Raw genomic sequence first — 20417 nt, forward strand, 5'->3', positions numbered from 1 at the left:
GTTATACCGGTATTCACTCGACGACTTCACGTATGTACACAATTGCCATACATGGCGGTTCGGGAGCGATTAACCGAACAGAAATCACACCCGAACAGGAAAAAGCCTTTCGGCAGGGGCGGGAGGCCGTTCTGGATGCCGGGTACACGATCCTGAACCGGGGGCAGTGCCCTCAATGCGGTAGAACAGGCCGTTCGAAGTCTGGAAGAAAACGAACTTTTCAATGCAGGGAGAGGGTCGGTGTTTGCAGCGGAGGCTCAGCTGCAAGTCGAGGTTAACGCGTTGGTGGGCCACCAAATGGAGCCGTGATGAGTAAGGCAGCGGTTGCGAATAAGAAGAGCCGTTACCTTACTCATCGTCTGTCGGGCAGGGAGATGGCCGACAGTGAAGCTAGTTATTTTTGACTGTTTGCGAACAGTTAATTAGTACTATATAGTTACTTATACGGTGAACTGTAAGGGCGGTAACGTAGTGGTTTCCCACCAGTAAGCCCGCAATTCCTGAAAGTAAGCCAGCCATTCGTCGTAGCTACCGGGCTTTACCAGATAAGAGGAAACACCAAGTTGATAGGCCTCTAAAATGTCATAATTATCTGTCGATGAGCTAAGCATTACAATCGGAATTTGATTCAACGGAGCGGGCATGGCCTTAATCTGCTGTAATATTCCCCAGCCATCCTTCCGGTCGGGCAGGTACAAATCCAGTAGTATCTGTTTAGGTAGTTCCCACTCCTGAGTTTCCCATTCTTTTAAAAGCGTGAGCGCCTGCTGCGGGCTAGCCGCTCTGACTGATGCCACTTCGGGAAGGCACGTTTTCAGCGCTTTTTGGATTAGATGCCAGTGATCATCGCTATCATCAATAACGAGCACTTTGGCCAGATTGAAGTTAGCTTTAATTTTTACTTGTTCATTGTTGCTTTTCATACGTATAAGGGAGATAGTAATCGATTACCAATGTAACAACCTACTGATGTAATCGATTAAAAACTTTTCACTCCGCTTCATACCCTGCTGTCCGGGATTCTTCTAAAATAAACGTTCAAACCTATTAAGCCGACTCGCTAACCCAGCCCTAAAGACGTGGTTGCTAAGCCACTTAATGCAGCTATGATGGCGGTTAAACCGGCGGAATCGTCAGGCTTTCAGCCCAGTATCGATCTATACTGGCCAGAAAAGAATCCCAGTCCGCGTAGGAAATCGGTTTTGTCAGGAAGCTGCTTCCCCGCTGGGTTATCTGCTGACGATCGCGGGGGTCTGTTGAGGAACTCATCACAACAACCGGTAAATGGTGGTAAGCAGACGTAGGCTCTTTAAGCGTATGGAGCAGTTGCAGGCCGTCTTCCAGAGTCGGCATGTACAAATCCATCAGGATCATGCGGGGTAGGGGCCGACGTTCTACCAGACAGCCCTGCAGATAACTCAAGGCCGTGGGGCCATTACCGGCGTCGACTGTCAGCACATGCGGCAACGTTCGCCGTAGGGCACCCTTCAGCAATCGCCATGCATCTACCTGATCTTCGACCACCATCATCCAGTTTTTTTGTTGATCCTGACTCATCGACACACGTACATAAAGAAATTGTTTCGTGGCATTAATAGGTTTAGGCTTAAAGATGTGTGTCGACAAGTAAATAAGTAAGGTAACGGTCCTCTGCTGACTAGCTATTGGTCTGATTAGGGCATGTTTGACAGCGCCCAAACTTAATAAGGGTCTCTACACTAATGAGTACCAATGCCCGGGTACGTCGTATGCTGTTCTGGAAAGAGCTGCCAAAAGTAGTGTCGGCCAGGGCGGGAAGGGACCCGAAAGGATGCGATTAGTTACGACCAGTCCGGCAGTCTCCTTGTGCGAAATTCCCGTAATAGACCACCAGGAGTTTCGGTACAGTGTTCCGTTTTTCAACTAATCTATACTGGGTATTTTTTACCAGCGATGCCTATTAGCGGAACTTACGGATAGGTATAAAAAAAGGCGTCTTCCTGCGAAAACGCCTTTCGGTTGAGTAGGTTGCTTAACTATAAGGAGGCTTGCCAATGTCCACCTTACCATCGGCATTTCGATTAGGATGTGTGGTGGCCACGTCATCGTCCTCTTCGGGATCAGATGGGCTTATGTCCATGCCACTGAGTGGCGTGTCTTCGGGTGAGTCATTACCAGGTAATGTCGTCGATTTATCGGAACGGTCACCCAAACCGGCGGGCGAAACGGCCTGTTTAGCCCGGATGATGGCTTCTTTATCTTCGTCTTCCATAGCGCTTTACGTTGATCGGTTTAGTCGTTGTTTGCCTCATTTAACCATCCCGTAACCGGAAAGTTTAAGGCATATTTAGCCTGAAAGGAGGAATTTTCTACCTCACTTGATACTTAAGTACTTTATTGTCAGTTAGTAAGGTTTATTTCTAAACGCTTCTAATTAATTGATCAGTGTATGACTGACAAAATGGCTCTACTTATCTATCTCATAAGTTAGTGGAATGTCATTTTTGAATACATAAAGCCAATGTCCATCATCCCCGTTACCTTATTATCCTTTAAAGCCATAAACAGATGGTGTAAACGGGTCGTTGCGGAATAGAAAACTGAGTCATTCAGCCTTACAACAAACAAACGTTATGAACACCAAATCAATGGCAATGGGCCTGCTTATGGTCCTGGCACTTACCAACGCATCGTTGGCACAACAAACAAATTCGACGATGAGCAGCGGGTCAACCAGCAAGGTTGGCAACGAAAGCATGTCGGCATTCGACAGTCAGAATAAGAAGGGAGCAGCCGCCGTTGCCGCTGTAACCCCGAACTCTGCTAAGCTCTCTACGGCCGACCAGGATCTGATGATGCAGGTAGCCAAAGGAGGTATGATGCAGCTTGAAGCTAGCCGACTGGCGGTACAGAACGCAACCAACGACCAGGTGAAGGCACTGGCGCAGGCGGAAGTTGACGAACAAACGGGCTTGTCGGCTAAACTTCAGGAGATTGCCTCGGCCAAAGGCGTTACGCTGCCCACCTCGCCCGACGCGGAAACACAGGCTGTACTGACCAAGCTGCAAAGCGCAACGGGTATGTCGTTCGACCGCCTGTACCTGACCGAAAGCGGTGTTAAAGGCCACGAGAAACTCGACAGTGTCATGTCGATGGTGGAGTCGAAAGCAACGGACCCCAGCATGAAAAACCTCGCCAAAGCAGCTCATCCGCTGGTGAAGACCCATTTGAAAGTAGCGCGTCAAATCATGAACGCTATGTAAGTGATCGGATTACCTACTGGCTGTACCAGACAACAGAACGCCGTCTGGTACAGCCAGTAACCCATAAAAATGATACTCATGGAAAGCAGAGCAAAAGTGGCCGGGCATCCGGCTCATCCAATTTTAGTGGTTTTTCCGCTGGGTCTACTACTAACATCGGTCTCTTTTGACATCATTTTTCTGTTTAACGATAACTCAACCATGGCCGTGGTGGCTTACTGGATGATAACCGCCGGTTTGCTATGGGGCGTCATTGCGGCCGTTCCGGGCCTGATCGACTGGATGGCTATTCCAGCCGCAACCCGTGCCAAACGAATCGGGCTGTTTCATGCTTTGGGAAACGTAGCCGTCATCCTTCTCTTTGGCCTGAGCTGGTGGCTCCGCACCGACGAGCCCGGCCATCAACCGCCAACCCTGGCCCTGATCTGCTCATTTGCTGCGTTTGCTGTGGGCGGACTTAGTGGCTGGCTGGGTGGCGAACTGGTCGATCGGTTAGGCGTAGGGGTTGATCCAGACGCACATCTGAACGCGCCGAGCTCACTGTCTGGCCGACCCGCCGGAGAGATGAGTCGATAGTCCCGTATCGGGCATTTTCGGTACCTTGTGCTTCTGCTTTCCTCTGGCTAATTCCTTCACTTCAGTCAAGTTTGCCCTTCTGAATGGGCAAATCAATTTCTTTCTTGTCGTTTCTCCTGTCTTTCCGAAGAACGATTCTGTCTTGCATTGACATGCCAGACGTTAGGAAGGACCATCTTCTCCTGCTTTGGTCAGCCAGCCCGAAGATATACCAATAAATCTGTGTGTAAGAAGTTATTAACCTATTTTAATGAAGTAGGATGAACGACTTATTGAGTAGTAATTGAAGTATGTGCTCCTTAATTTTTGAGTACAAATTCTTTTATACACTTCTCGTTTTAAACATATAAAGTCATCGCAAGCAGCGAAATGACTGCCGATTTTTATATAATACTGCTTTATCCATACGAAAGACAATCCTTTACTATAAAAGAGGTCGTTACCCCTATATAGCTGCGTCTGCCAAAATATAGGAGGGGGCTTCTGGCAGATCGCTTTTTTGGTGGTGAACTGCTGTCTACTCTGCTATCTAAAAATAGACTATAACATCGAACCTAATCGAGAGAGATTTTTGGTCAATTTTATGTAACCGTAATTAATTTTTGTATTACTTTTTTAGCCACTTTCTTCTGTCTACACAAGTAGTCTACAGGCGGTCTTGGCCATCAAAAGCATTCACCAGCGGTGGGCAGTTAGAATCATAACTGTACGAGACTGCCCCAGTATTTTAGATAGTCGATTCTCCTATCCAAATGAGTTACATAACTAACACTGTGGGGCTTCTTCTAGCGAGTCAGGTGTGCGGTGAATGTAGAGTGTGCATTCTCATTAGAAGCAGTTTTCTTGAAATCGTTCTATCTGTTCACGTAGCGTATTGTTGAGAATTAGAGTTTTTTTCTTGACAGCCCATTGTTCTATACCAATGGGATTATTCAGTGTAACAATCGATTTAAGATATTTTTTTAAGGTCTGAAAAGACAGATTTCGGTATGTACCCTTTACGAAGGTACTTGTTCATAGAGGTTATATTTTTGTACTATTAGCTAATTAATTCTAATGATAGGTTACTTGAGCGATATATTTAAGCATAGTATCCACATTAATTTATTATTCCAACTATGATTAACCATATTGAAAAAAGTTACATCGATGTTTTAACCAATCGGGAAAGAGTTAGTTTTCTTCGGGTCAACGACACCAAGTTAGGCTGGCAAACCCGATCGATTAAAGACCTGGTCCTTATTAAAGGCGTACGTGGTTATAGCTGGTTGCAATGGGCCGATGGCAGTAGACAAATGATGGCCTACACCATCAAATATTATGTCAATAAGCTACCTGATAGTGACTTTATCCGGGTACACCAAAACTGTATAGTAAACCGAAACCTCATTCAAAAAATCTTGATAACCCACCGGGGGCCGTTCGTACGTTTGACCAATGGCGACGAAATCGTAATTTCCCGCCGACGGTGGATGGTAATAAAGCGCGATTTGTTGAAACAGTCGTAAAAGATAGTTTACTTTTAGGGTCTAACTCAGCTGATTAATGCCCTTCTTCTTGCAATCGTTCCGGGTTACCAACTTCAGATCAATCGTTGACTCGGGCGAGATAAATATTAACGATTGTACCTGTTTGGTTGGCACCAACGAGTCGGGAAAAACGAACTTGTTGATAGCCCTTCAAAAGCTGAATCCATCGAACGGCGAGTTGATCGTTCCGTTGACTGATTACCCCCGGAAGCAATACGTAACCTTCGATACCAGCTCGGGGAAAGAGCCCTTTATTCGGGCGACATTCAAGCTGGATGAGTCCGTTACGGCTCAAATGGGGGCAAAGCTGGGGTATAGCAACGAACTTCTGTCGGTTGTGGAGGTGGCCCGGTACTACAACGGGCGGTATGAGGTGAACTTCCCGGGTTCGTTTTTAGGGCAGTACCCCAATAAATATATTCATTCTCTATTAACTAACTTTTACGAACAATACCTGACGAGCGACCTCATTACGCGGGATAAGGAGGAAATCTCGCAGGACCTTCGGGAGTTTATCGAGCGATTGATTGCGCTTCTGCCGGAGTCGGGCAGTTTAGGCGAGTACGATGTGTACAACCTGATTTCTCAGCTGGACGAGTTCATAACCGTTAAATACTCCCGGCGGCAAACGTTCCGGCTTTTTGTTGACGAACAACTAAAAACACCCCTCGAAAATATTGCCCGGCTGCTTACTCATAAACGTATTGTGCTGACCCCGAATCAGCAACAACTGTTTATCGATCAGCTGCCGAGGTTCGTTTATTACACGGATTACGGCAATCTGGACGCCGAAATTTACCTGCCTCACGTTATTCAGAACAGTACCCGACAGGACCTGGGCTTTAAGGAACGGGCCAGAGTCAGAACGTTGAAGGTGCTGTTCGATTTTGTTCAGCTCAAACCCGAAGAAATTCTGGAGTTAGGCTCGGAGATAAGTCAGACAAAGGTCATTACCCGCGATTCGTACGGGCGCATCGACAGTACAGTCGTTGAAACGGCACTCGAAAACACAGTCGATCAGGAACGGGAGAATAAAAAGAAACGGGAGGTTATTCTTCAGGCCGCTTCGGCTCAGCTCACGAAAGCCTTTCAGGACTGGTGGCGGCAGGGAAACTACCGCTTCCGGTTCCAGGCCGATGGCAATCATTTCAGGATCTGGGTGAGCGACGAAAAACGCACCGAAGAGATCGAGCTGGATGGCCGCAGTAAAGGGCTGCAATGGTTCTTTAGCTTCTTCTTGACCTTCCGGGCCGAGCAGGCAAACGGTCATTCTAACTGTATTCTATTGCTCGATGAGCCGGGTTTATCGCTTCACCCGATTGCGCAGCAGGACCTGCTGACCTTTCTGCATTCACTTTCCCGAAATAACCAGCTCATTTATACCACGCACTCGCCTTTCCTGATTGGCAGCCAGGAGTTGAGTAACCTTAAAATGCTGTACGTTGGGACAGACGGTAACTCGGTCGTATCCGACGATTACCGGGCAACGGCACAGGAAGCAGAGGAGTCGTTTTACCCCATCCGGGCCGCGCTGAATCTGCGGGCATCCGAACAACTCCTGACTTCCTGTTTGCCCGTACTCGTCAACGACGTTGCCAGCCAGATTTATCTGCAACTCATAAAATCATACCTATTGCAAACGGGGGCGCATCCGGCCACAAAAGACCTGTTGTTCATACCCGTGGGCGGGATAGAGGGCGTTGAGCCCCTTACGCGGATGCTGGGCCAGCAGGTGGGCACGTTGCCCTACGTGCTGCTCGATGGAAACGCTACTGGGCACGCCCTGGCCAATGCCTTAGTGAATACGTCGTACACCAGCTCTCCATCGCACGTAATTATACTGAGCGAGTCCGAGTCAGACGAACGGGTGCTGGAAGATTTTCTGCCCGCGAATGACCTCGCCCGGCATTTTTCGCGGATGTATCGCGGAAGACAAACCGATGATTTTGATTACATACTACTTCCTGACCAATCCATTGTACGCCAGATGGAGCAGTTTGCACACGACAACGGCTATACGTTGGCCCTCAACTGGCGATTGACCCTGGCTGGGCAAGTGGCTAAAACGTTCGACAAACTGGTGCCCCGCCTTCAACCCGAAACGGTTAAGGGATGGGTTGCTCTGTTTAATAAACTGGCTTGAATAAGATGAGTAATGGGATTAATCTGAGTAAACGAAGCCGGTTTGGTCAATGTAGACCAGCCGGTTGTTTCGTCGAACCAGCGCCAACCCTTTATGGAAACGATAGGTATGGCTGAATGCATACGGAATAACGAGTTCGCCGGTTTGGTTAATATACCCCCATTGATCCCCCATCTGAACGGCGGCCAGCCCTTCCGAAAAGTTATCAGCATTGGTAAATTGATACGGAATAACCAGTTGTCCCTGCTTATTGATGTAGCCGAATAGATTGCCTTTTCGAACCAGCGCCAGTCCTTCGCTGAACGGAAATACCGCATTGAGCATAATCTCGTCAAATTCGCATGGAATGACGAGTGCCCCCTGGTGATTGATGAAGCCTATTCTTCTCGCTTTTTTCACCGAGGCCAGCCCATCGACGAAACTTCCGGCCAAATCGAACTGGTACGGAATAACCAGGCTGCCTTCCTGATCGATGAAACCATACTGACCCTCTTTTTCGACAACGGCCAGCCCCTCCGAAAAACCAAGTGCAAATGGTAATTCGCAGGGGATACGCAATGTTCCCGTTACATCAATAAACCCGTGGAGACCACCCAGTTTAACGTTGGCCAGGCCTTCGGAAAAATGCCCGGCGAAGTCGAACTGCGGAGGAATGACAAGTGTACCCTGTTCATCAATGAAGCCGTATACTGCGTTTTGACGGACACAAGCTCTGCCCTCAACAAAATGCCCTACTTCGTCGTAAATACAGGGAATGCGTGACTGTCCTTCCGTGTTGATAAAGCCGTATTTGCCCAATTGCCGAACCACGGCTAAGCCCGACCGGAATTCCCGCACTTCATCAAACTGGCAATCAATGGCTAGTGTACCCCACAGGTTGCAAAAGCCCCATCGTCCCTGTTTCCGAACGGGAGCGAGTCCATCAGAAAACAAACCTACGCTTTCCCATTCGCCCGGCCCGATCTGTTCGCCCGCCTGATTGACAAATCCCCACTGTCTCTTTTGGAGATAGGGAATAAGGGTATCCGATGGTGCGGTTAACCGGGCAGCTACTGCCACCGGTGCCGATTTTAGCGTAGGCAATAGCTCCATAAGACCCGTAATTTGTCCGGGCGGGCAATGAATGGCGTATTCTAAAAGACCAGCCCTGGCAGAAACCGGGGCAGAGGCTAACGTCCGAAACAGATTCCATTGCTCTGCCAGAAACGGCTCCTGAACGAGATCCAGCGTGAGGAGTAAGGTGTCGGTGTCGGTGCGCAATTCCGGCAACCGGCTCAGGGCGTGGAGTTCCAGCGAAAGGGCCAGCAAGCTGAAATCGTCCAGGTTGCGGTCGAAGTGGGCGGACGTGCGGGCCGGGTGCCGGTAGGGGAGGGTGCCGGTTTCGGTCGCTTTCTGTCCGGCCAGCTCGGGCACAAAGCAACCGTCGTAATCGATCAACACCAGTTGGCCATCGGGTCGGATCAGGATATTGTCTGCTTTTAAATCGCCGTGGGCAAACGGTTGATTGAGCAACCAGCGAACCAGCTCGTCGAACCGATGGGCAAGCTGCTCAAGCTTTTGTGACTGCTGGTTGCGGCAACAGTCGGCCACATACTGGCTCAGGGTTTGCCCGTCGACCCAGGGCATCAACACCACATCAAATTCATGTTCCTGACCAAAGCGGGTATCGACCCAGAGTTCATTGGGGTAAAGCGTAAATGGAATCAGGTAGGCCGATGGGTTCTCGGTCAGGTAGCGGCCAATGGCCCGAATCCGCTCCCGACGTCCGGCCACATCCCGCAAAAAACAGCGCAGAGCCATCTGTTTCCCCGTTTGTAGGTCGTTCATGCGAAAGACAACGGCAAAGTTTCCACTGCTGAAGTAAAGCTGGCCATCGGCTTTCCGAACCGGAACCAGGTAATTCAGCCGACTGAGCGTTTCGGTGGACAGTTCGATGGATTGTATGTATTCGCTGATGGAAGGAAACATGGATGCTAGGATGCAATCAAGATACAGGTGTAATCGTCGACGCCAAGCAGCTGACTGGCGCGTAAAGACTGGGTATGTTGGAGGAACGCATCGGGCGAGGCCATCGCCTGCCAGAGCGGTTCCCATACCTGATCCAGGAAACTACCGGCTACGGGTTGCCAGAACGTTTGGTGCGCCTGCGCCCGGTTGCCCAGGGCCGTTGGCAACCGCCCTAGGGTTACCAGTTCATGACCGTCGCCCGCTAACGCCTGATACGCCATGAGCAGATATTGCCCCAGGGTATCGGTACAGAGCGCAAACTGAAGGCCGGACTCATGGGGCCAGCGGCCACTTCGAAAGCCCTCGGCCGGACACGGAAGCAGCCAGTTCAGCAAATAAGGGGCTTCGGCAAACTGACTCAGTGCCGGATTTGATGCCCTTAACTGCCCCGTGGCCGGGTTGAAGCACAGCACGAGGGCATCGCCATAGACTGACCAATGCAGCCATGTTTCCCGTTGATGCAGCGTTGCCAGCGTAGCGCCGGACCCTTCGTTCATAAACTTCAACTCCGTCAGGTAGTTGGCTGCGGCCCGCGCCTGATACTGATCGAAGAAACGGCCCCAGTGCGTATTCAGCCAGTCGGCCACCTCCTCAACCACGCTGAACGGCTGAGCGGGAACCTGACCGACCAAAAACCTCGCCCATTCGCCCGCGTAAATCCCCGTACCGCCCGCGCCATCCGCAACCGCCCAGATGCCGCCCTCCGTATCAACCCGCCAGGCGTCTTCGTTTTCGGTAAAAAGGGGAAACTCTTTACCTACCGATGCGTATCTGACCGTCATGAGTCGGGCCGCAGCTGGTGCGAAAAGTGCTGATTACTTTGGGTGGGGGTGCCTATGTTCATGAACTTGACCAGTGCATCCATATTGGCGTTACTGCACATGCCCACGTAGACCGGGCGCTGGTCGAGGTCGAACAGGGAGGCTATGTCGGTATGATACGGTGGCGGCATCTCACTCGACATATCGTAAAGCAGCCGGGCGTAGGGATCGTTGCCGAGTTCACTGGCATTGGACGGAAACAGCACTGCTTTCCCGCGTTCGGGGGCAATGTGAATGTTCATGAGCAGCACATGACCATCGGGCGTGTGTAGTTGCCGGACGCGCTCGCTGCACGCCAGCAGATCCTCGTCGGTACCATCGGTGGCTACACCGTCGGTGATGTTTATGATCGTGGGCGGATATACATCTTTTCCCGCCTGGGCTGCCAGCCATTGCTGCACCAGCGATTCGGCCAGTACGAGGGCGCTTTTCATGGGTGTGCGGTGCCGGTGTACCGGCTCGATCCAGACCGGCCGTTTTTCGGTAACGGCAATGGTCCGGCCACGGATGGTCCGCTCCGTGGCGAGTTCCTCGACCCGGATGGTCGCCTGCGCCAGTTCGGCAGGACTAAGGAATGTTTTCCCGGTCATGGCTCCTGACCAGAGCAGGTTAGCTTGTTCGCTGCTTTGTCCGCCGTAACCAATGAGGGCTACATCGTAATAGTGCCGGATTTCGTCGCCCTTCTGGCAGCGGAGGAGCAGTTCAAACAGGGTTTGATTGATAATTTGGGCCACCGCCACGGCCTTGCTCACCGGTTGCTCCTGGTAGGTAGTCAGTTCATCCATCGAACCCGACTGGTCAATCAGGAACAGAAATGCCGTCGGATTTTGCCGCATGATCTGGGCCGTGTACGGGCGGTCTTTCATGGGCCGTTTAAGGGCCTGCTGCAAGGTTGCCTGTAGCGCAGGGAGTGGCAAGGTATACGGAACGGTGGGTAACAGATTCGACATAAGGGCCGGGGCAATGAATAGCCAAAGCTACGGTCTATCCAGGGACTGAGCCAATATAGCAAGGTGTTCCTGCAAGTTTTTTTGCAGCCGGTCGAAGTGAGCAGCCTGCTCTGTCGGGCTTTGCGACATAATGACGTAGCCTTCCTGCTGCCGGAGGGTCTGGATGTCGGTTTCAAGTGCCTGTTTACGTTGGGTAAGCCGCTCTACTGCCTGTTGAAGCGCTTCGGGGTCATTGTGCAGGGTGGTTTCGTCCAGAAAGAGCAGGCCGTCCTGAAGTTGCTGCGCCAGTTGGCGCACGCCCATCAAATCCTTGCGACCATAAGCCTCGTTGAGTTGGGCTATAAAGGCCGTAGCCCGTTCTTGTTTGTCCGGCTCAGTAAAGAACAGATCGGGGTGAGCCTGGGCAACGGCCTGCCGGTAGAGTTTCCTGAGTTCGGTTTCATCGCCAACTGCATCCGGCTCAGTGGGGGTATGCGCCAGAGCTTCCTGCACCCTGTGCTGTGTTTGCTCAAAGCAGGCGCGGGCCTGGTGGGCCGCTTCTACATCGCTCCGTCGTCGGGTCTGCCCGGCTCGTCGGGTAGCAAGTTGCTCCTGTAGCTGAATGATCTGGGTGAGCAACTCGCCGAGTTGGTGGTGCAAACGCCGGTAGTACGAGTCAACGAGGGATTGAAGACGCTTCTTTTCGGCTTCGAGGGTTGCGAGTTGGGTGAGGAGGTTACTGATCGTCTGAGTATGCATGAATTTCAGGTTCGTCGTGAGAACCAACCGGGGCCTTACGACGAACATTTTGTCTAATTCTTCTTTGTTATAGATGACTTAAGTAGACCCTTCTTCAAATTAGGCAATAAAAGTAAACCAGCTATTTGAAAAATATAGATGACTAGTGCAAAGGATTTACTTTTGATAATCACTAAACACGACGATTTCAGTCATGAAAAAAAGAAGTATATTAAGTCTATTATATTACGAGTTTTTGCCGGTGCTCCTGTTGCTCTTGACAACGGTATGTAACGCCCAGAGTTTAACAATACCGAAAGGATTTACACTTCAAAAAAGCATTAAAGGTTCGGATAATCTGATACAAAAAGATTTCGATGGAGACGGTCATCCTGATTACTTTGGCGTAATAGAGCGGGGCGAAACAGAGGTTAAATTAATTTCACAATTAAGTACGCTCAAAAATAAAATCCTCCTCAGCGAATCTATCGAATTGTACAGGTGCTGTGCTTCGATGGTTCTCAAAAAAGACGTCATACAAATCACCACTGATTTCACGCCAACATTTGCTCACTACAAGTTTCGGTACGATGGCCGCTCATCTAATTTCCAGTTAATCGGATATGATGCCATAGAGGGTGGGACAACCGAGGGCGGAAGTTCCAGTTTTAATTTACTTACGAATACATACGAGAATAATTTTTCGTATTACGACCACAAGAAACAACAAGTAGTGAGTTGTCCGGCGGTTAAAGCCAAGCTAACTATTCAGAAAATCTTATTGACTGATTTTGGTCAAAAGGCCGAGCGGATGCTGAAGGGAATTAATGAGAAATATATTCCGAGAAAGGCAGATAAATCATCAATTTAAGGTTATTACATCGAGTGTTTGCATCAATGATAATAAGTATCTAAGCAGAATTGTACTACTTAAAAGCCATTTTTTTAAAGGTAGTTTACCATGGTGGTTCGCCAATAGGATTGCTTGCTTGAAGGACATAAACGAATTGTTCAGGCAGTACGTTTCTGAAGGACCTAGACTGCCGGGAAGATCGGATTAGCCTGATTAAGCCAGACGACGTTAGTTGAATTCAGAATCAACTTAATCACAGGCTTCACCAAGCATCAGGCTTTTAAAGCTCCTGCCCAATTCACTAAAAAAACAAGTCATCACCTATCAAAACCGACGCCTTATTATCTCAAGCTTTCTGCTCAGTTCCGCGTGTAATGCATTGGCTGCATTAATGTCTGAACCAAAAACCAATTGTTTCATCCAGCCAGGACTGAAAACGGGCGCGAACTCACCATTCAGTTCCGCAGTAATGAATTGACGAAGATCAGGCACAGTTTCAATTGCGAAGCACTGGCTTCGTCCTGGAACCACGGCAAAAATGGGTAAATCAATATCCCTAACAAACGGTCGACCACCCTCATCACTGTGGTGTACCATGTTACCTCCCATATAGCCCGCTCCTTGAAATCCTTGATTCAGTAGATTGCGTATCTGATGCAAACGCAGTGTCATGTTACCTAAATGTGCATCTTCCCCAGTATTCATCACTCTATTTCTGATGTTATCTTCTAATACCGTATGTGAAACCATGCGTCTGTCTAATATATCAGGGTTATAGTTGGCTCGTCGCGCCCAAAGCGCAAACAAGTCATAGTCTCCAGTGGTGGCTGCCCGATAATTGTCTGCAGGGATTGCGCACATTGGGTCACGCATTGCCATAACTGGCGTCCACTCGGCAACTGCCGCACCTGCGCGTACACTACAACGATCTGCAGATTTGTAAAGTACGGCCCACATTTTTTCATTAGCACCTGACGGTCTCTCTCTCTTAAGTTTAAAGTCTAAAGATAAGCCCCATGGAGACACTCCTCGGTATGTGTAACTATCTATATCTCGATCAATAAAGGTGATGAGCCGCTGCGCTGCCAACCACTTACGCCTGTCTTCAGATATGTATAAGGGCACCTCAATGGCATTGTAATCATTAATTGCGTGCTTTAGGGCGTTGGCTTGCTCTCTTCTACCATCTTCAGTACCACCAACTTTGGTAAAGCGAGGGTCATCGAGCACAAAACCTGCCATTGGCCCCCAATTACATGACTTTGCTTTATTGTGAAAACCTTTAGAAGCGTATCCCTCAAGAATAAGCCCGGTAGCGTAAATGCCAACTGCACGAGAGCTTATAACATTACCTGTTAAGTCAGCTACAGATTGAAATACTTTTGCATGTAATTCTGGAATACCAGTCAAATCACATGCGGCTCTGCCATACTTAATCACGATTGTAAATAAATTAAATTTTAATGTTTTTTTTGAAATTTTATTGCGTAATAATGTCGCTGAGAATATAAATGAAACTGACTTTGTAGCCGTGATCGACGGGAGTATGAGCCTGTTTAAAAATGGAATAAAGGCTCATGAAAAATAGAATCATCCTATTTTCGAGGATGAGACGACCAAAGCTGTACCCTTCCGACCTGACTGATTCCGCCTAGAAAGTTATTGAACAAATTCTGGCTGACAAGCGAAAACGAAAATATTCACTGCGTAGCATTTTTGATGCCCTGCTGTATATTACCAAAACTGGTGGTTAATGGCGGCAAATGCCCAATGATTTACCGCCTTGACCATTGTGCTACTATTACTTCTGGAAGTGGCGTAATGACGGTACTTGGGAAAAGCTCAACAAAGCTCTAGTGGAACGAAGGCGCAAGAAAGCGAATCGCGAAGCATCGCCTAGTGTGGGAGTAATTGATTACCAGATCATTAAATGTAGCGAATAGGGAGTCCTGTCTCAGCCAATAACTTGGTCATTCTTAAATAAACGACGCTCCCTTTTATTGAACAGCGTACGTTAGTGGGCGACAAAATTTATGCTTCTGGGTCTATTAATGCCCAATTGGCTCCCCAAGGGGTCGAAATTATGACCCCGGTCAAACTCAAAAAGGGCCAAAACTGTTTTGTTGCATCGCTTTAATTTGATTTTCAAGCTCAATGCGTTTAATTTGATTATCCAATTCATCATACGCTTTAATATGTTGATTAAACTTTATTTTTAAATCGTCAGGTATTTGCTGAATATTCCTTGTGTGTTGCGTCAACATCTCATTGAATGGCCCTACAAATTCCTCGATGTACATGAGCGCAGCAGACACCTTATTAACATAATGCATGACTTCATTATATTTTTCTGCACATTCAAATAAAGCTTCATTATATTCATTCAAATAAATCGGCAAGTTTGCTACTTTTTCATTTGCTTTATTACATTCTTCAATAGCGCGACTAAATTTTATTAGATTTCGCTCTAAGTACTCCAAAATTTGGGGCATTTTTTGTGAATTGCTATTACATAATTCCGAAACATCTTGTAGTAATCTTTCTCCTTTTGTATATTTCTTTAAACTTTCATTCAATTTGTTATCTAGGCGTTTATTTTCTACATAATTTACAAGGGCCTTAGCACCTAAACCAACGGCTATCCCAATTATTGTGCCTACTACAGGAACGCTTTCTACTATTTTTTTTCCAAGCTTTACACCTACATAGGCAGCAATTTTAGAAATACTACCCTCTAGTGCTAACCGGTATACCTTAGTATTATACGCTATATTTCGAGACTTATTATATAGTCTCACTGTAATCTTTTTATGACTATTGATTACCTGCATTCTAGCCTTCTCTTGTAATTCATCAAAGTCGCGTATCATAATGTTTTTTTATTACTTTTTAAATGTTGTGTCTTAACTATGGACATTTAACTTAAAGAACAGACGGCTACTTAACAGCTTAACTACGGTATTATGCATCAAAACCGACGTTGAAAATCAAATGGTCCGGCAGGCTAGCCGCTTAATCAATGCTCCTACTCAGGGTCGTATAGCCTATGAGCATTTAGTTAGTCAGTGGGACGATATCCTGCCCCTGGTCGTAACAATCAAGTTAGGTTATGCGAAAGCATCGACGCGGTTCCGGCGGCTGAACATGTATGCTCGACGGAACCCACTTATCAGGGGTGAAAGACTTGGGCCGACTGTATAAACCCAGTTTATTCTACACTATATCGCCGAATTCAGTTTACGTGAAGCTACTCGCTTTCGATGAATCATCGCATTGAAGGTAATGCGCAGTTGTAACGGACTAACTAGCATCTGGTTAACGAGGTAGTAAATGCCCTATGTATGTAAACTGCTGCGGCATCCCTCTTAACATTCTGGCTAGTTTAGCCGGGTTGACATTTCCTGCGTTTAATTGGAATACGGGTGGCGCATGTTGATTTAGTTGATAGGATACGAACTGATATATATAAACCACGAATTGCGAACAGAAAAATTGATTTCCCCTGTGGCCAAGTACTTCAGTTAACAAATCGTCCATATCTTCGGGCGATTGAGCCGCTTTGTGCCGCCGGAAAAGTGATTTTACCGCCCCCGGCACACTGTAGTTCATCGTCCTGTGCGTCTTGTGAATATCGAAAAACACCTTGGCGCATGTACCAGTCCCATCGGCCAAATCAGCGTTTACTGATCGAAAAACATGGTATGAGTAGGCTCTATTACCTGTCAGGAGATGATTGGCAGCAACGCCACCCCCTGAAGACTCAATAATGTGCATTTTATCAAATAGAATACCTGCGTGAACAATAGAGGAGAACAGGTGATCAGAGGTCAGCAAATACTGTCCATAGCTAATTGCAGCACCGACGATAGAATAACCATCAAACTCTTTGAGCATGATGTCTCCTCTCTGAAGATCGGCGAGTTGGAGTGGCATAGTTTTAACGGGTTAGAAGTTTATATGTTTGTAATTCCTATTTGGGCCAACCGGATGCCGTACTACATCGCGTTGTGCTTGCCAAATGCTGGTCTCTCCCGAAACAAAATCTTCCGCGCCAGTCTCAACTTTTCCTCCTTGCCCATGTGAAAACGGCCTAAAAGCACTCCATGCATTTGACGTAGAATGTCTTACACGGCTAATGAATCCGACTTCTTTGTACTCGCTTTTTTGAATTGATAGAAAATATTTCTTGGCATAATTTATAAAGTTTCTTGGGTGAAATTCTTTGGTACGCTGACAACTCTCGCTTAGGTAGGTACTTTTTGACTTCTTCCCCACATTGGACCACTCAAATTTTTATCTGATTGTCCTCTCCTTAGCATTGCTATTTGAATCTACACAAGAATTTTAAGAATGCCATTTTATAATTTCTCAAAATTACGGATCTATTTACTTAATTGATTGAGTAAATAGATCCGTAATTTTGCAGATCAAGTCCAAAGCTAAAGTTTCTCAATATCCCTAAAATCCCAGATAGATTTAGCTTTATCCCTTCTCGTCTTCCTCGTTTTCACCATCAGCTTTTGGCCATTCTGCATTATACTTTACTATATCGTTAATAGACACATGAGCTGCCGTGATTGTTATATGACAGCTAAATGTATCTCCGTAGAATGAAGAAAAGCTTTCAGAATAGCTTGTTATAAATCCTTTTTTAAAGATAACTGTACGCATCGTTGGGTCTTCACCAGCCTGGGTAAATATCAACGTACCTTTCTCGATGGCTACATTTTGACCGTTAATCATTGTAGCAGCTAATTTTGAATTATTAGCTAGTTCAATCGTCATTGACATTTGGCCAAATGTCACTCTAGTGGATGGACGTCCTTTGTGGTCAGTTCCTCGGGAAAATGAAAAACTAAAATCCAGAACGTCATATTCTTCTTTTTCCTTAATCTTAAGTTTACCTGTGTATCCGCTCATAATTATGATTAAAATTTATCATCGGTTTCTAATCCGGGCCAACGTTGGACTAATGTTGCTTCATCCCCCACTATTACCAATGCGGCAGTAATAGTAAAGCTACAACTATAGGATTGACCTTGAACGGAAAAGCTCTCTGAATAATTGACAATAAAAGCATTTTTAAATTTAAAAATTCGATGTACTTTTTTACTGGAACCACTATCAATCATTGTAATAGTTCCTTTTAACAATACATCGTCATTATTGACCATTTGTTGTAACAAATAGGTATCCTTTGTAATTAAGGCATTACAATTCAATTGTCCTCCCATTACGTGGCTTGATGGACGGCCCTTCTCGTCTACAGAACGACTAAAGGAAGTACTCATGCTTAATAAATCAATAATAGCATCATGCTTGTCAATTTTCAGCTGTGTTGAATAGCCAGACATAGTAGATTTAATTTAGAAATTAATAATCAATATGACTTATGCTTCCGTATAATCAGAAACCCACTCAGGACTCTCCACATCATCACCCCGGCGTCCATCGAGTCGAATGACGAAGCTTTTTGCTGGAAAATAAGGTGTAATACGAATATCAAGGTAAACCCGATCTTTTTGTTTGGAGTCGCGTTCCAGCCGTGTAATCCGAAAGTTTTCCACTAGTTTGGTTGGCCCCTTCACACTGTCGAGAAAATTTATAATCTGACGACGCAGATCGGACTCTACCAATGTATTCCAGTTTTCGAAAGCCCGGCGGTTGAGGAAGTCGAACAGCACTTTGGTGATGTGATCGAATACACGCACGACGGAGTAGGTTTGCAGCCCCAGGTTGTCGCCGTTGAAGAGCGTTTTGCCACCAAAGGCCATCACGCGGCTGTATTCGTACACCATCGGCACGAGGTTGAGCCGTTCGAGCGCCGATATTTCGCTCTTGCGGAGTTCGAAGCGTACAGCCGGAACCTCGTTCATGCCGCCGTGCTTCTTGCCCGCTGTCACCTGCGACATCAGGGTATAGTAAACTTTACCGGCCAGGGCCGAGGAGGGTGGTACAAAGAGGTCTTCTGTTTCGCCAACGGCCGCCAGCTTCTCGCGCCCCAGTGCCCAGTTACAGGTCATGATCACATTGGAGCGGAACAGCTCGGCGCCGGTCATGTCGGCGGTACTGAACAGGTCAATTACATCGTCGGGGCTATCCAGATCGGCAAAGTCGGTAAAGAGCATGGCCTTATTGGCATGGGCGATTTTTGCCCATTTTTCCAGCACGGCATTTGAGCCCATAAAGCCTGGTACCACCAGCAGGGAGTAGTTTTTGCGCAGGTCCAGACGGTCGTAGTTTTGCTTTAGTTCATCGGCAATGAAATCGATGAAGCGGGAGTTATCGAGGTCGGTCAGCTGCTCGAAGCTGGCATTGACGACCGTAATATTCGATAACTTATCGGCTTCCGCATTTTTGTAGAAGAGAGAGAGGGCGCGGTAGCTCACTTCGAGGTCGTGCGTAGCGGTCAGGGCTTTCCCCAGATTTTTGTTCAGGCTGGCCTCTACTTCTGCGGCTTTTGTTTTGGCCGTGTCCTGCATCTCGTTCTGGTTGTCGGAGGAGCTCAGAACATCGACCCATAATTTCAGTTTTTCTTTCAGGATGGCCCGATCTGTGGCTTTGGTGGGGTCGCTGAGGTAGATTTTTTTACGCGCCTTACGTCCGGGGTTCAGGTTCTGCGACCCTTCCAGAAACGTTTCTAAAAAGGCATAGCCCCCAAAGGACTGTAAAATATTCATTCCGGGTAATTCGCCGGTGGCAACGGCCACGGATGGTCTGGCATCCAGTTCCGTCTGTGGGGTCAGAGATTCGCTTTCCATTAGACAAAGGGGGGAAACAAAATGGGATAGTGGGTAAAAGGTGTACGCTTAGGCAGCTGCTGCTTCCTCGTTGGCTTCCAGTTCGGTAATCAGGGCCTGAAGCGTCTGGATCATAGCGGCTTTGGCTTCGGGCTGGTTGAGGGCCGTTTGCAGGATACGGTGGCTCTTGAGTCGAGTATTGATTTGCGCGTATTCCTTGTACTGGGCATCCTGCGAACGGAGGAAAGGGCTGTTCGTAACCATGTCTTTGGCCCGGAAGTCGGCCACACTCCGGAAGTTGAGGACTTCTTTCGTCGGCATGCCATCCAGGGCTTCAAACTCAACTTCTACGCTGGGTTCAAATTTCGCGAAGACATCGGCTACTGTTTTCAAGCCGTAGACTACTTCCGGGCTGATCGGGTCCTGCTGCGTTAATTTTTGCGCCAGTAAGGTTCTGTTGTACGGAATTTGAGCAATTCCTTCAGACGATTCCGGCTTGATCTCGTTACCACCAATTTCGAATTCAAACATAAACGGTTTGGGTTATAACATGTTAGAGTCCAAAACTAGAGGTTAGAAGAGAAATGGCAAATGTGAGGATAGTCCAGAAGGTACATTTTCAAACAAACGGTATAATTAATTTAAAAAGCTAGATTTTTTTCTTTATCGTTGATTAACAAGTATACCATCATTGTGTAAACGGCTTCATTACTATGGATGAATGCCCACAAAAAAACAAATGAGACTATTTAAGTCGGTTTTGGGTACAGTTTATATTTTATGCTTACTAGAATTATAATATAGCTACCATCTGTTTGAATTAGCTTGACTTTTTAGTC

The 20417-nt window shown here is 47.3% G+C and carries 22 protein-coding genes; 7 read left to right on the forward strand and 15 right to left on the reverse strand.

Annotated elements, in window-relative coordinates; translation table 11 throughout:
• Nucleotides 1-26 precede the first annotated feature (26 nt).
• Nucleotides 27-224 carry a hypothetical protein gene (locus CRO74_RS31985; protein ID WP_245877851.1) on the reverse strand — a complete coding sequence of 66 codons (198 nt, stop codon included), beginning with the start codon at nucleotides 222-224 and terminating at the stop codon, nucleotides 27-29.
• On the opposite strand from CRO74_RS31985, the gene CRO74_RS31990 reads away from it, so the two are divergent.
• On the forward strand, nucleotides 202-309 hold the full coding sequence (locus tag CRO74_RS31990; RefSeq protein ID WP_245877873.1) for a hypothetical protein: 108 nt from the start codon (nucleotides 202-204) through the stop codon (nucleotides 307-309). The genes CRO74_RS31985 and CRO74_RS31990 overlap by 23 nt on opposite strands.
• A 131-nt stretch (nucleotides 310-440) precedes the next feature.
• Here the strand turns inward: CRO74_RS31990 and CRO74_RS14890 are convergent, their stop codons facing one another.
• The 3 genes from CRO74_RS14890 to CRO74_RS14900 all read right to left on the reverse strand — a co-directional run bounded on the left by CRO74_RS14890 (nucleotide 441) and on the right by CRO74_RS14900 (nucleotide 2251).
• A complete protein-coding gene (locus tag CRO74_RS14890; protein ID WP_097126819.1) occupies nucleotides 441-923 on the reverse strand; it encodes a response regulator in 483 nt (160 codons plus the stop codon).
• Nucleotides 924-1116: 193 nt separating this feature from the next.
• Nucleotides 1117-1557 (reverse strand): response regulator, encoded by a 441-nt coding sequence (locus tag CRO74_RS14895; RefSeq protein ID WP_097126820.1) that lies wholly within the window; start codon nucleotides 1555-1557, stop codon nucleotides 1117-1119.
• A gap of 454 nt (nucleotides 1558-2011) precedes the next feature.
• Nucleotides 2012-2251, reverse strand: coding sequence for a hypothetical protein (locus CRO74_RS14900; RefSeq protein WP_012928631.1), 240 nt, complete (start codon nucleotides 2249-2251; stop codon nucleotides 2012-2014).
• 361 nt (nucleotides 2252-2612) lie between these two features.
• On the opposite strand from CRO74_RS14900, the gene CRO74_RS14905 reads away from it, so the two are divergent.
• The 4 genes from CRO74_RS14905 (at nucleotide 2613) to CRO74_RS14920 (ending at nucleotide 7490) form a co-directional block, all read left to right on the forward strand.
• Nucleotides 2613-3242, forward strand: a complete 630-nt coding sequence (locus CRO74_RS14905; protein WP_245877852.1) for a DUF4142 domain-containing protein — start codon at nucleotides 2613-2615, stop codon at nucleotides 3240-3242.
• Between the two features lie 78 nt (nucleotides 3243-3320).
• Entirely contained in the window at nucleotides 3321-3818 is a 498-nt protein-coding gene (locus tag CRO74_RS14910) for a DUF2231 domain-containing protein (RefSeq protein WP_097126821.1), read from the forward strand.
• Nucleotides 3819-4936: 1118 nt separating this feature from the next.
• Nucleotides 4937-5326, forward strand: a complete 390-nt coding sequence (locus tag CRO74_RS14915; RefSeq protein WP_097126822.1) for a LytTR family DNA-binding domain-containing protein — start codon at nucleotides 4937-4939, stop codon at nucleotides 5324-5326.
• 37 nt (nucleotides 5327-5363) lie between these two features.
• Entirely contained in the window at nucleotides 5364-7490 is a 2127-nt protein-coding gene (locus tag CRO74_RS14920; RefSeq protein WP_097126823.1) for an AAA family ATPase, read from the forward strand.
• Between the two features lie 18 nt (nucleotides 7491-7508).
• Here the strand turns inward: CRO74_RS14920 and CRO74_RS14925 are convergent, their stop codons facing one another.
• Genes CRO74_RS14925 through CRO74_RS14935 form a run of 4 tightly spaced genes read right to left on the reverse strand, consistent with a single transcriptional unit; the run spans nucleotide 7509 to nucleotide 12006 of the window.
• Nucleotides 7509-9458, reverse strand: coding sequence for a WG repeat-containing protein (locus tag CRO74_RS14925; protein WP_179830199.1), 1950 nt, complete (start codon nucleotides 9456-9458; stop codon nucleotides 7509-7511).
• 5 nt (nucleotides 9459-9463) lie between these two features.
• Entirely contained in the window at nucleotides 9464-10279 is an 816-nt protein-coding gene (locus CRO74_RS31585) for a hypothetical protein (RefSeq protein ID WP_179830200.1), read from the reverse strand.
• A complete protein-coding gene (locus CRO74_RS14930) occupies nucleotides 10276-11268 on the reverse strand; it encodes a vWA domain-containing protein (RefSeq protein WP_097126825.1) in 993 nt (330 codons plus the stop codon). The genes CRO74_RS31585 and CRO74_RS14930 overlap by 4 nt, the downstream gene beginning before the upstream one ends.
• Before the next feature lie 27 nt (nucleotides 11269-11295).
• Nucleotides 11296-12006: a J domain-containing protein gene (locus tag CRO74_RS14935; RefSeq protein WP_144035921.1), complete on the reverse strand. Its 711-nt coding sequence runs from the start codon at nucleotides 12004-12006 to the stop codon at nucleotides 11296-11298.
• Between the two features lie 193 nt (nucleotides 12007-12199).
• On the opposite strand from CRO74_RS14935, the gene CRO74_RS14940 reads away from it, so the two are divergent.
• On the forward strand, nucleotides 12200-12856 hold the full coding sequence (locus CRO74_RS14940; RefSeq protein ID WP_097126827.1) for a hypothetical protein: 657 nt from the start codon (nucleotides 12200-12202) through the stop codon (nucleotides 12854-12856).
• Between the two features lie 306 nt (nucleotides 12857-13162).
• Here CRO74_RS14940 and CRO74_RS14945 read toward each other — a convergent pair whose 3' ends face one another.
• The gene (locus tag CRO74_RS14945) at nucleotides 13163-14278 is read right to left on the reverse strand and encodes an anthrax toxin-like adenylyl cyclase domain-containing protein (protein WP_179830201.1); all 1116 of its coding nucleotides are present in this window, start codon (nucleotides 14276-14278) and stop codon (nucleotides 13163-13165) included.
• 659 nt (nucleotides 14279-14937) lie between these two features.
• Nucleotides 14938-15708 carry a hypothetical protein gene (locus tag CRO74_RS14950; protein ID WP_097126829.1) on the reverse strand — a complete coding sequence of 257 codons (771 nt, stop codon included), beginning with the start codon at nucleotides 15706-15708 and terminating at the stop codon, nucleotides 14938-14940.
• A gap of 121 nt (nucleotides 15709-15829) precedes the next feature.
• Between CRO74_RS14950 and CRO74_RS31305 the strand changes: the two genes are divergently transcribed.
• On the forward strand, nucleotides 15830-16039 hold the full coding sequence (locus tag CRO74_RS31305; protein WP_144035922.1) for a Tn3 family transposase: 210 nt from the start codon (nucleotides 15830-15832) through the stop codon (nucleotides 16037-16039).
• Between the two features lie 114 nt (nucleotides 16040-16153).
• Here CRO74_RS31305 and CRO74_RS14955 read toward each other — a convergent pair whose 3' ends face one another.
• The 5 genes from CRO74_RS14955 to CRO74_RS14975 all read right to left on the reverse strand — a co-directional run bounded on the left by CRO74_RS14955 (nucleotide 16154) and on the right by CRO74_RS14975 (nucleotide 20109).
• A complete protein-coding gene (locus tag CRO74_RS14955) occupies nucleotides 16154-16771 on the reverse strand; it encodes a C40 family peptidase (protein WP_097126830.1) in 618 nt (205 codons plus the stop codon).
• 549 nt (nucleotides 16772-17320) lie between these two features.
• Nucleotides 17321-17758: a type VI secretion system tube protein TssD gene (gene tssD / locus CRO74_RS14960; protein ID WP_097126831.1), complete on the reverse strand. Its 438-nt coding sequence runs from the start codon at nucleotides 17756-17758 to the stop codon at nucleotides 17321-17323.
• A gap of 8 nt (nucleotides 17759-17766) precedes the next feature.
• Nucleotides 17767-18192 carry a type VI secretion system tube protein TssD gene (gene tssD / locus CRO74_RS14965; RefSeq protein WP_097126832.1) on the reverse strand — a complete coding sequence of 142 codons (426 nt, stop codon included), beginning with the start codon at nucleotides 18190-18192 and terminating at the stop codon, nucleotides 17767-17769.
• Between the two features lie 36 nt (nucleotides 18193-18228).
• Nucleotides 18229-19599 carry a type VI secretion system contractile sheath protein TssC gene (locus tag CRO74_RS14970; RefSeq protein WP_097126833.1) on the reverse strand — a complete coding sequence of 457 codons (1371 nt, stop codon included), beginning with the start codon at nucleotides 19597-19599 and terminating at the stop codon, nucleotides 18229-18231.
• A 48-nt stretch (nucleotides 19600-19647) separates the two neighbouring features.
• Nucleotides 19648-20109, reverse strand: a complete 462-nt coding sequence (locus CRO74_RS14975) for a hypothetical protein (protein ID WP_097126834.1) — start codon at nucleotides 20107-20109, stop codon at nucleotides 19648-19650.
• Nucleotides 20110-20417: the final 308 nt, after the last annotated feature.

Origin of the sequence: Spirosoma fluviale, assembly GCF_900230225.1 — a bacterium.
Classification (GTDB): domain Bacteria; phylum Bacteroidota; class Bacteroidia; order Cytophagales; family Spirosomataceae; genus Spirosoma; species Spirosoma fluviale.

What these genes read in the sequence shown, in the direction of transcription:
- CRO74_RS14890 (WP_097126819.1), bottom strand. Translation starts at nt 923, where the DNA reads ATGAAAAGCAACAATGAACAAGTAAAAATTAAAGCTAACTTCAATCTG.
- CRO74_RS14895 (WP_097126820.1), bottom strand. Translation starts at nt 1,557, where the DNA reads ATGAGTCAGGATCAACAAAAAAACTGGATGATGGTGGTCGAAGATCAG.
- CRO74_RS14900 (WP_012928631.1), bottom strand. Translation starts at nt 2,251, where the DNA reads ATGGAAGACGAAGATAAAGAAGCCATCATCCGGGCTAAACAGGCCGTT.
- CRO74_RS14905 (WP_245877852.1), top strand. Translation starts at nt 2,613, where the DNA reads ATGAACACCAAATCAATGGCAATGGGCCTGCTTATGGTCCTGGCACTT.
- CRO74_RS14910 (WP_097126821.1), top strand. Translation starts at nt 3,321, where the DNA reads ATGGAAAGCAGAGCAAAAGTGGCCGGGCATCCGGCTCATCCAATTTTA.
- CRO74_RS14915 (WP_097126822.1), top strand. Translation starts at nt 4,937, where the DNA reads ATGATTAACCATATTGAAAAAAGTTACATCGATGTTTTAACCAATCGG.
- CRO74_RS14920 (WP_097126823.1), top strand. Translation starts at nt 5,364, where the DNA reads ATGCCCTTCTTCTTGCAATCGTTCCGGGTTACCAACTTCAGATCAATC.
- CRO74_RS14925 (WP_179830199.1), bottom strand. Translation starts at nt 9,458, where the DNA reads ATGTTTCCTTCCATCAGCGAATACATACAATCCATCGAACTGTCCACC.
- CRO74_RS31585 (WP_179830200.1), bottom strand. Translation starts at nt 10,279, where the DNA reads ATGACGGTCAGATACGCATCGGTAGGTAAAGAGTTTCCCCTTTTTACC.
- CRO74_RS14930 (WP_097126825.1), bottom strand. Translation starts at nt 11,268, where the DNA reads ATGTCGAATCTGTTACCCACCGTTCCGTATACCTTGCCACTCCCTGCG.
- CRO74_RS14935 (WP_144035921.1), bottom strand. Translation starts at nt 12,006, where the DNA reads ATGCATACTCAGACGATCAGTAACCTCCTCACCCAACTCGCAACCCTC.
- CRO74_RS14940 (WP_097126827.1), top strand. Translation starts at nt 12,200, where the DNA reads ATGAAAAAAAGAAGTATATTAAGTCTATTATATTACGAGTTTTTGCCG.
- CRO74_RS14950 (WP_097126829.1), bottom strand. Translation starts at nt 15,708, where the DNA reads ATGATACGCGACTTTGATGAATTACAAGAGAAGGCTAGAATGCAGGTA.
- CRO74_RS31305 (WP_144035922.1), top strand. Translation starts at nt 15,830, where the DNA reads ATGGTCCGGCAGGCTAGCCGCTTAATCAATGCTCCTACTCAGGGTCGT.
- CRO74_RS14955 (WP_097126830.1), bottom strand. Translation starts at nt 16,771, where the DNA reads ATGCCACTCCAACTCGCCGATCTTCAGAGAGGAGACATCATGCTCAAA.
- tssD (WP_097126831.1), bottom strand. Translation starts at nt 17,758, where the DNA reads ATGAGCGGATACACAGGTAAACTTAAGATTAAGGAAAAAGAAGAATAT.
- tssD (WP_097126832.1), bottom strand. Translation starts at nt 18,192, where the DNA reads ATGTCTGGCTATTCAACACAGCTGAAAATTGACAAGCATGATGCTATT.
- CRO74_RS14970 (WP_097126833.1), bottom strand. Translation starts at nt 19,599, where the DNA reads ATGGAAAGCGAATCTCTGACCCCACAGACGGAACTGGATGCCAGACCA.
- CRO74_RS14975 (WP_097126834.1), bottom strand. Translation starts at nt 20,109, where the DNA reads ATGTTTGAATTCGAAATTGGTGGTAACGAGATCAAGCCGGAATCGTCT.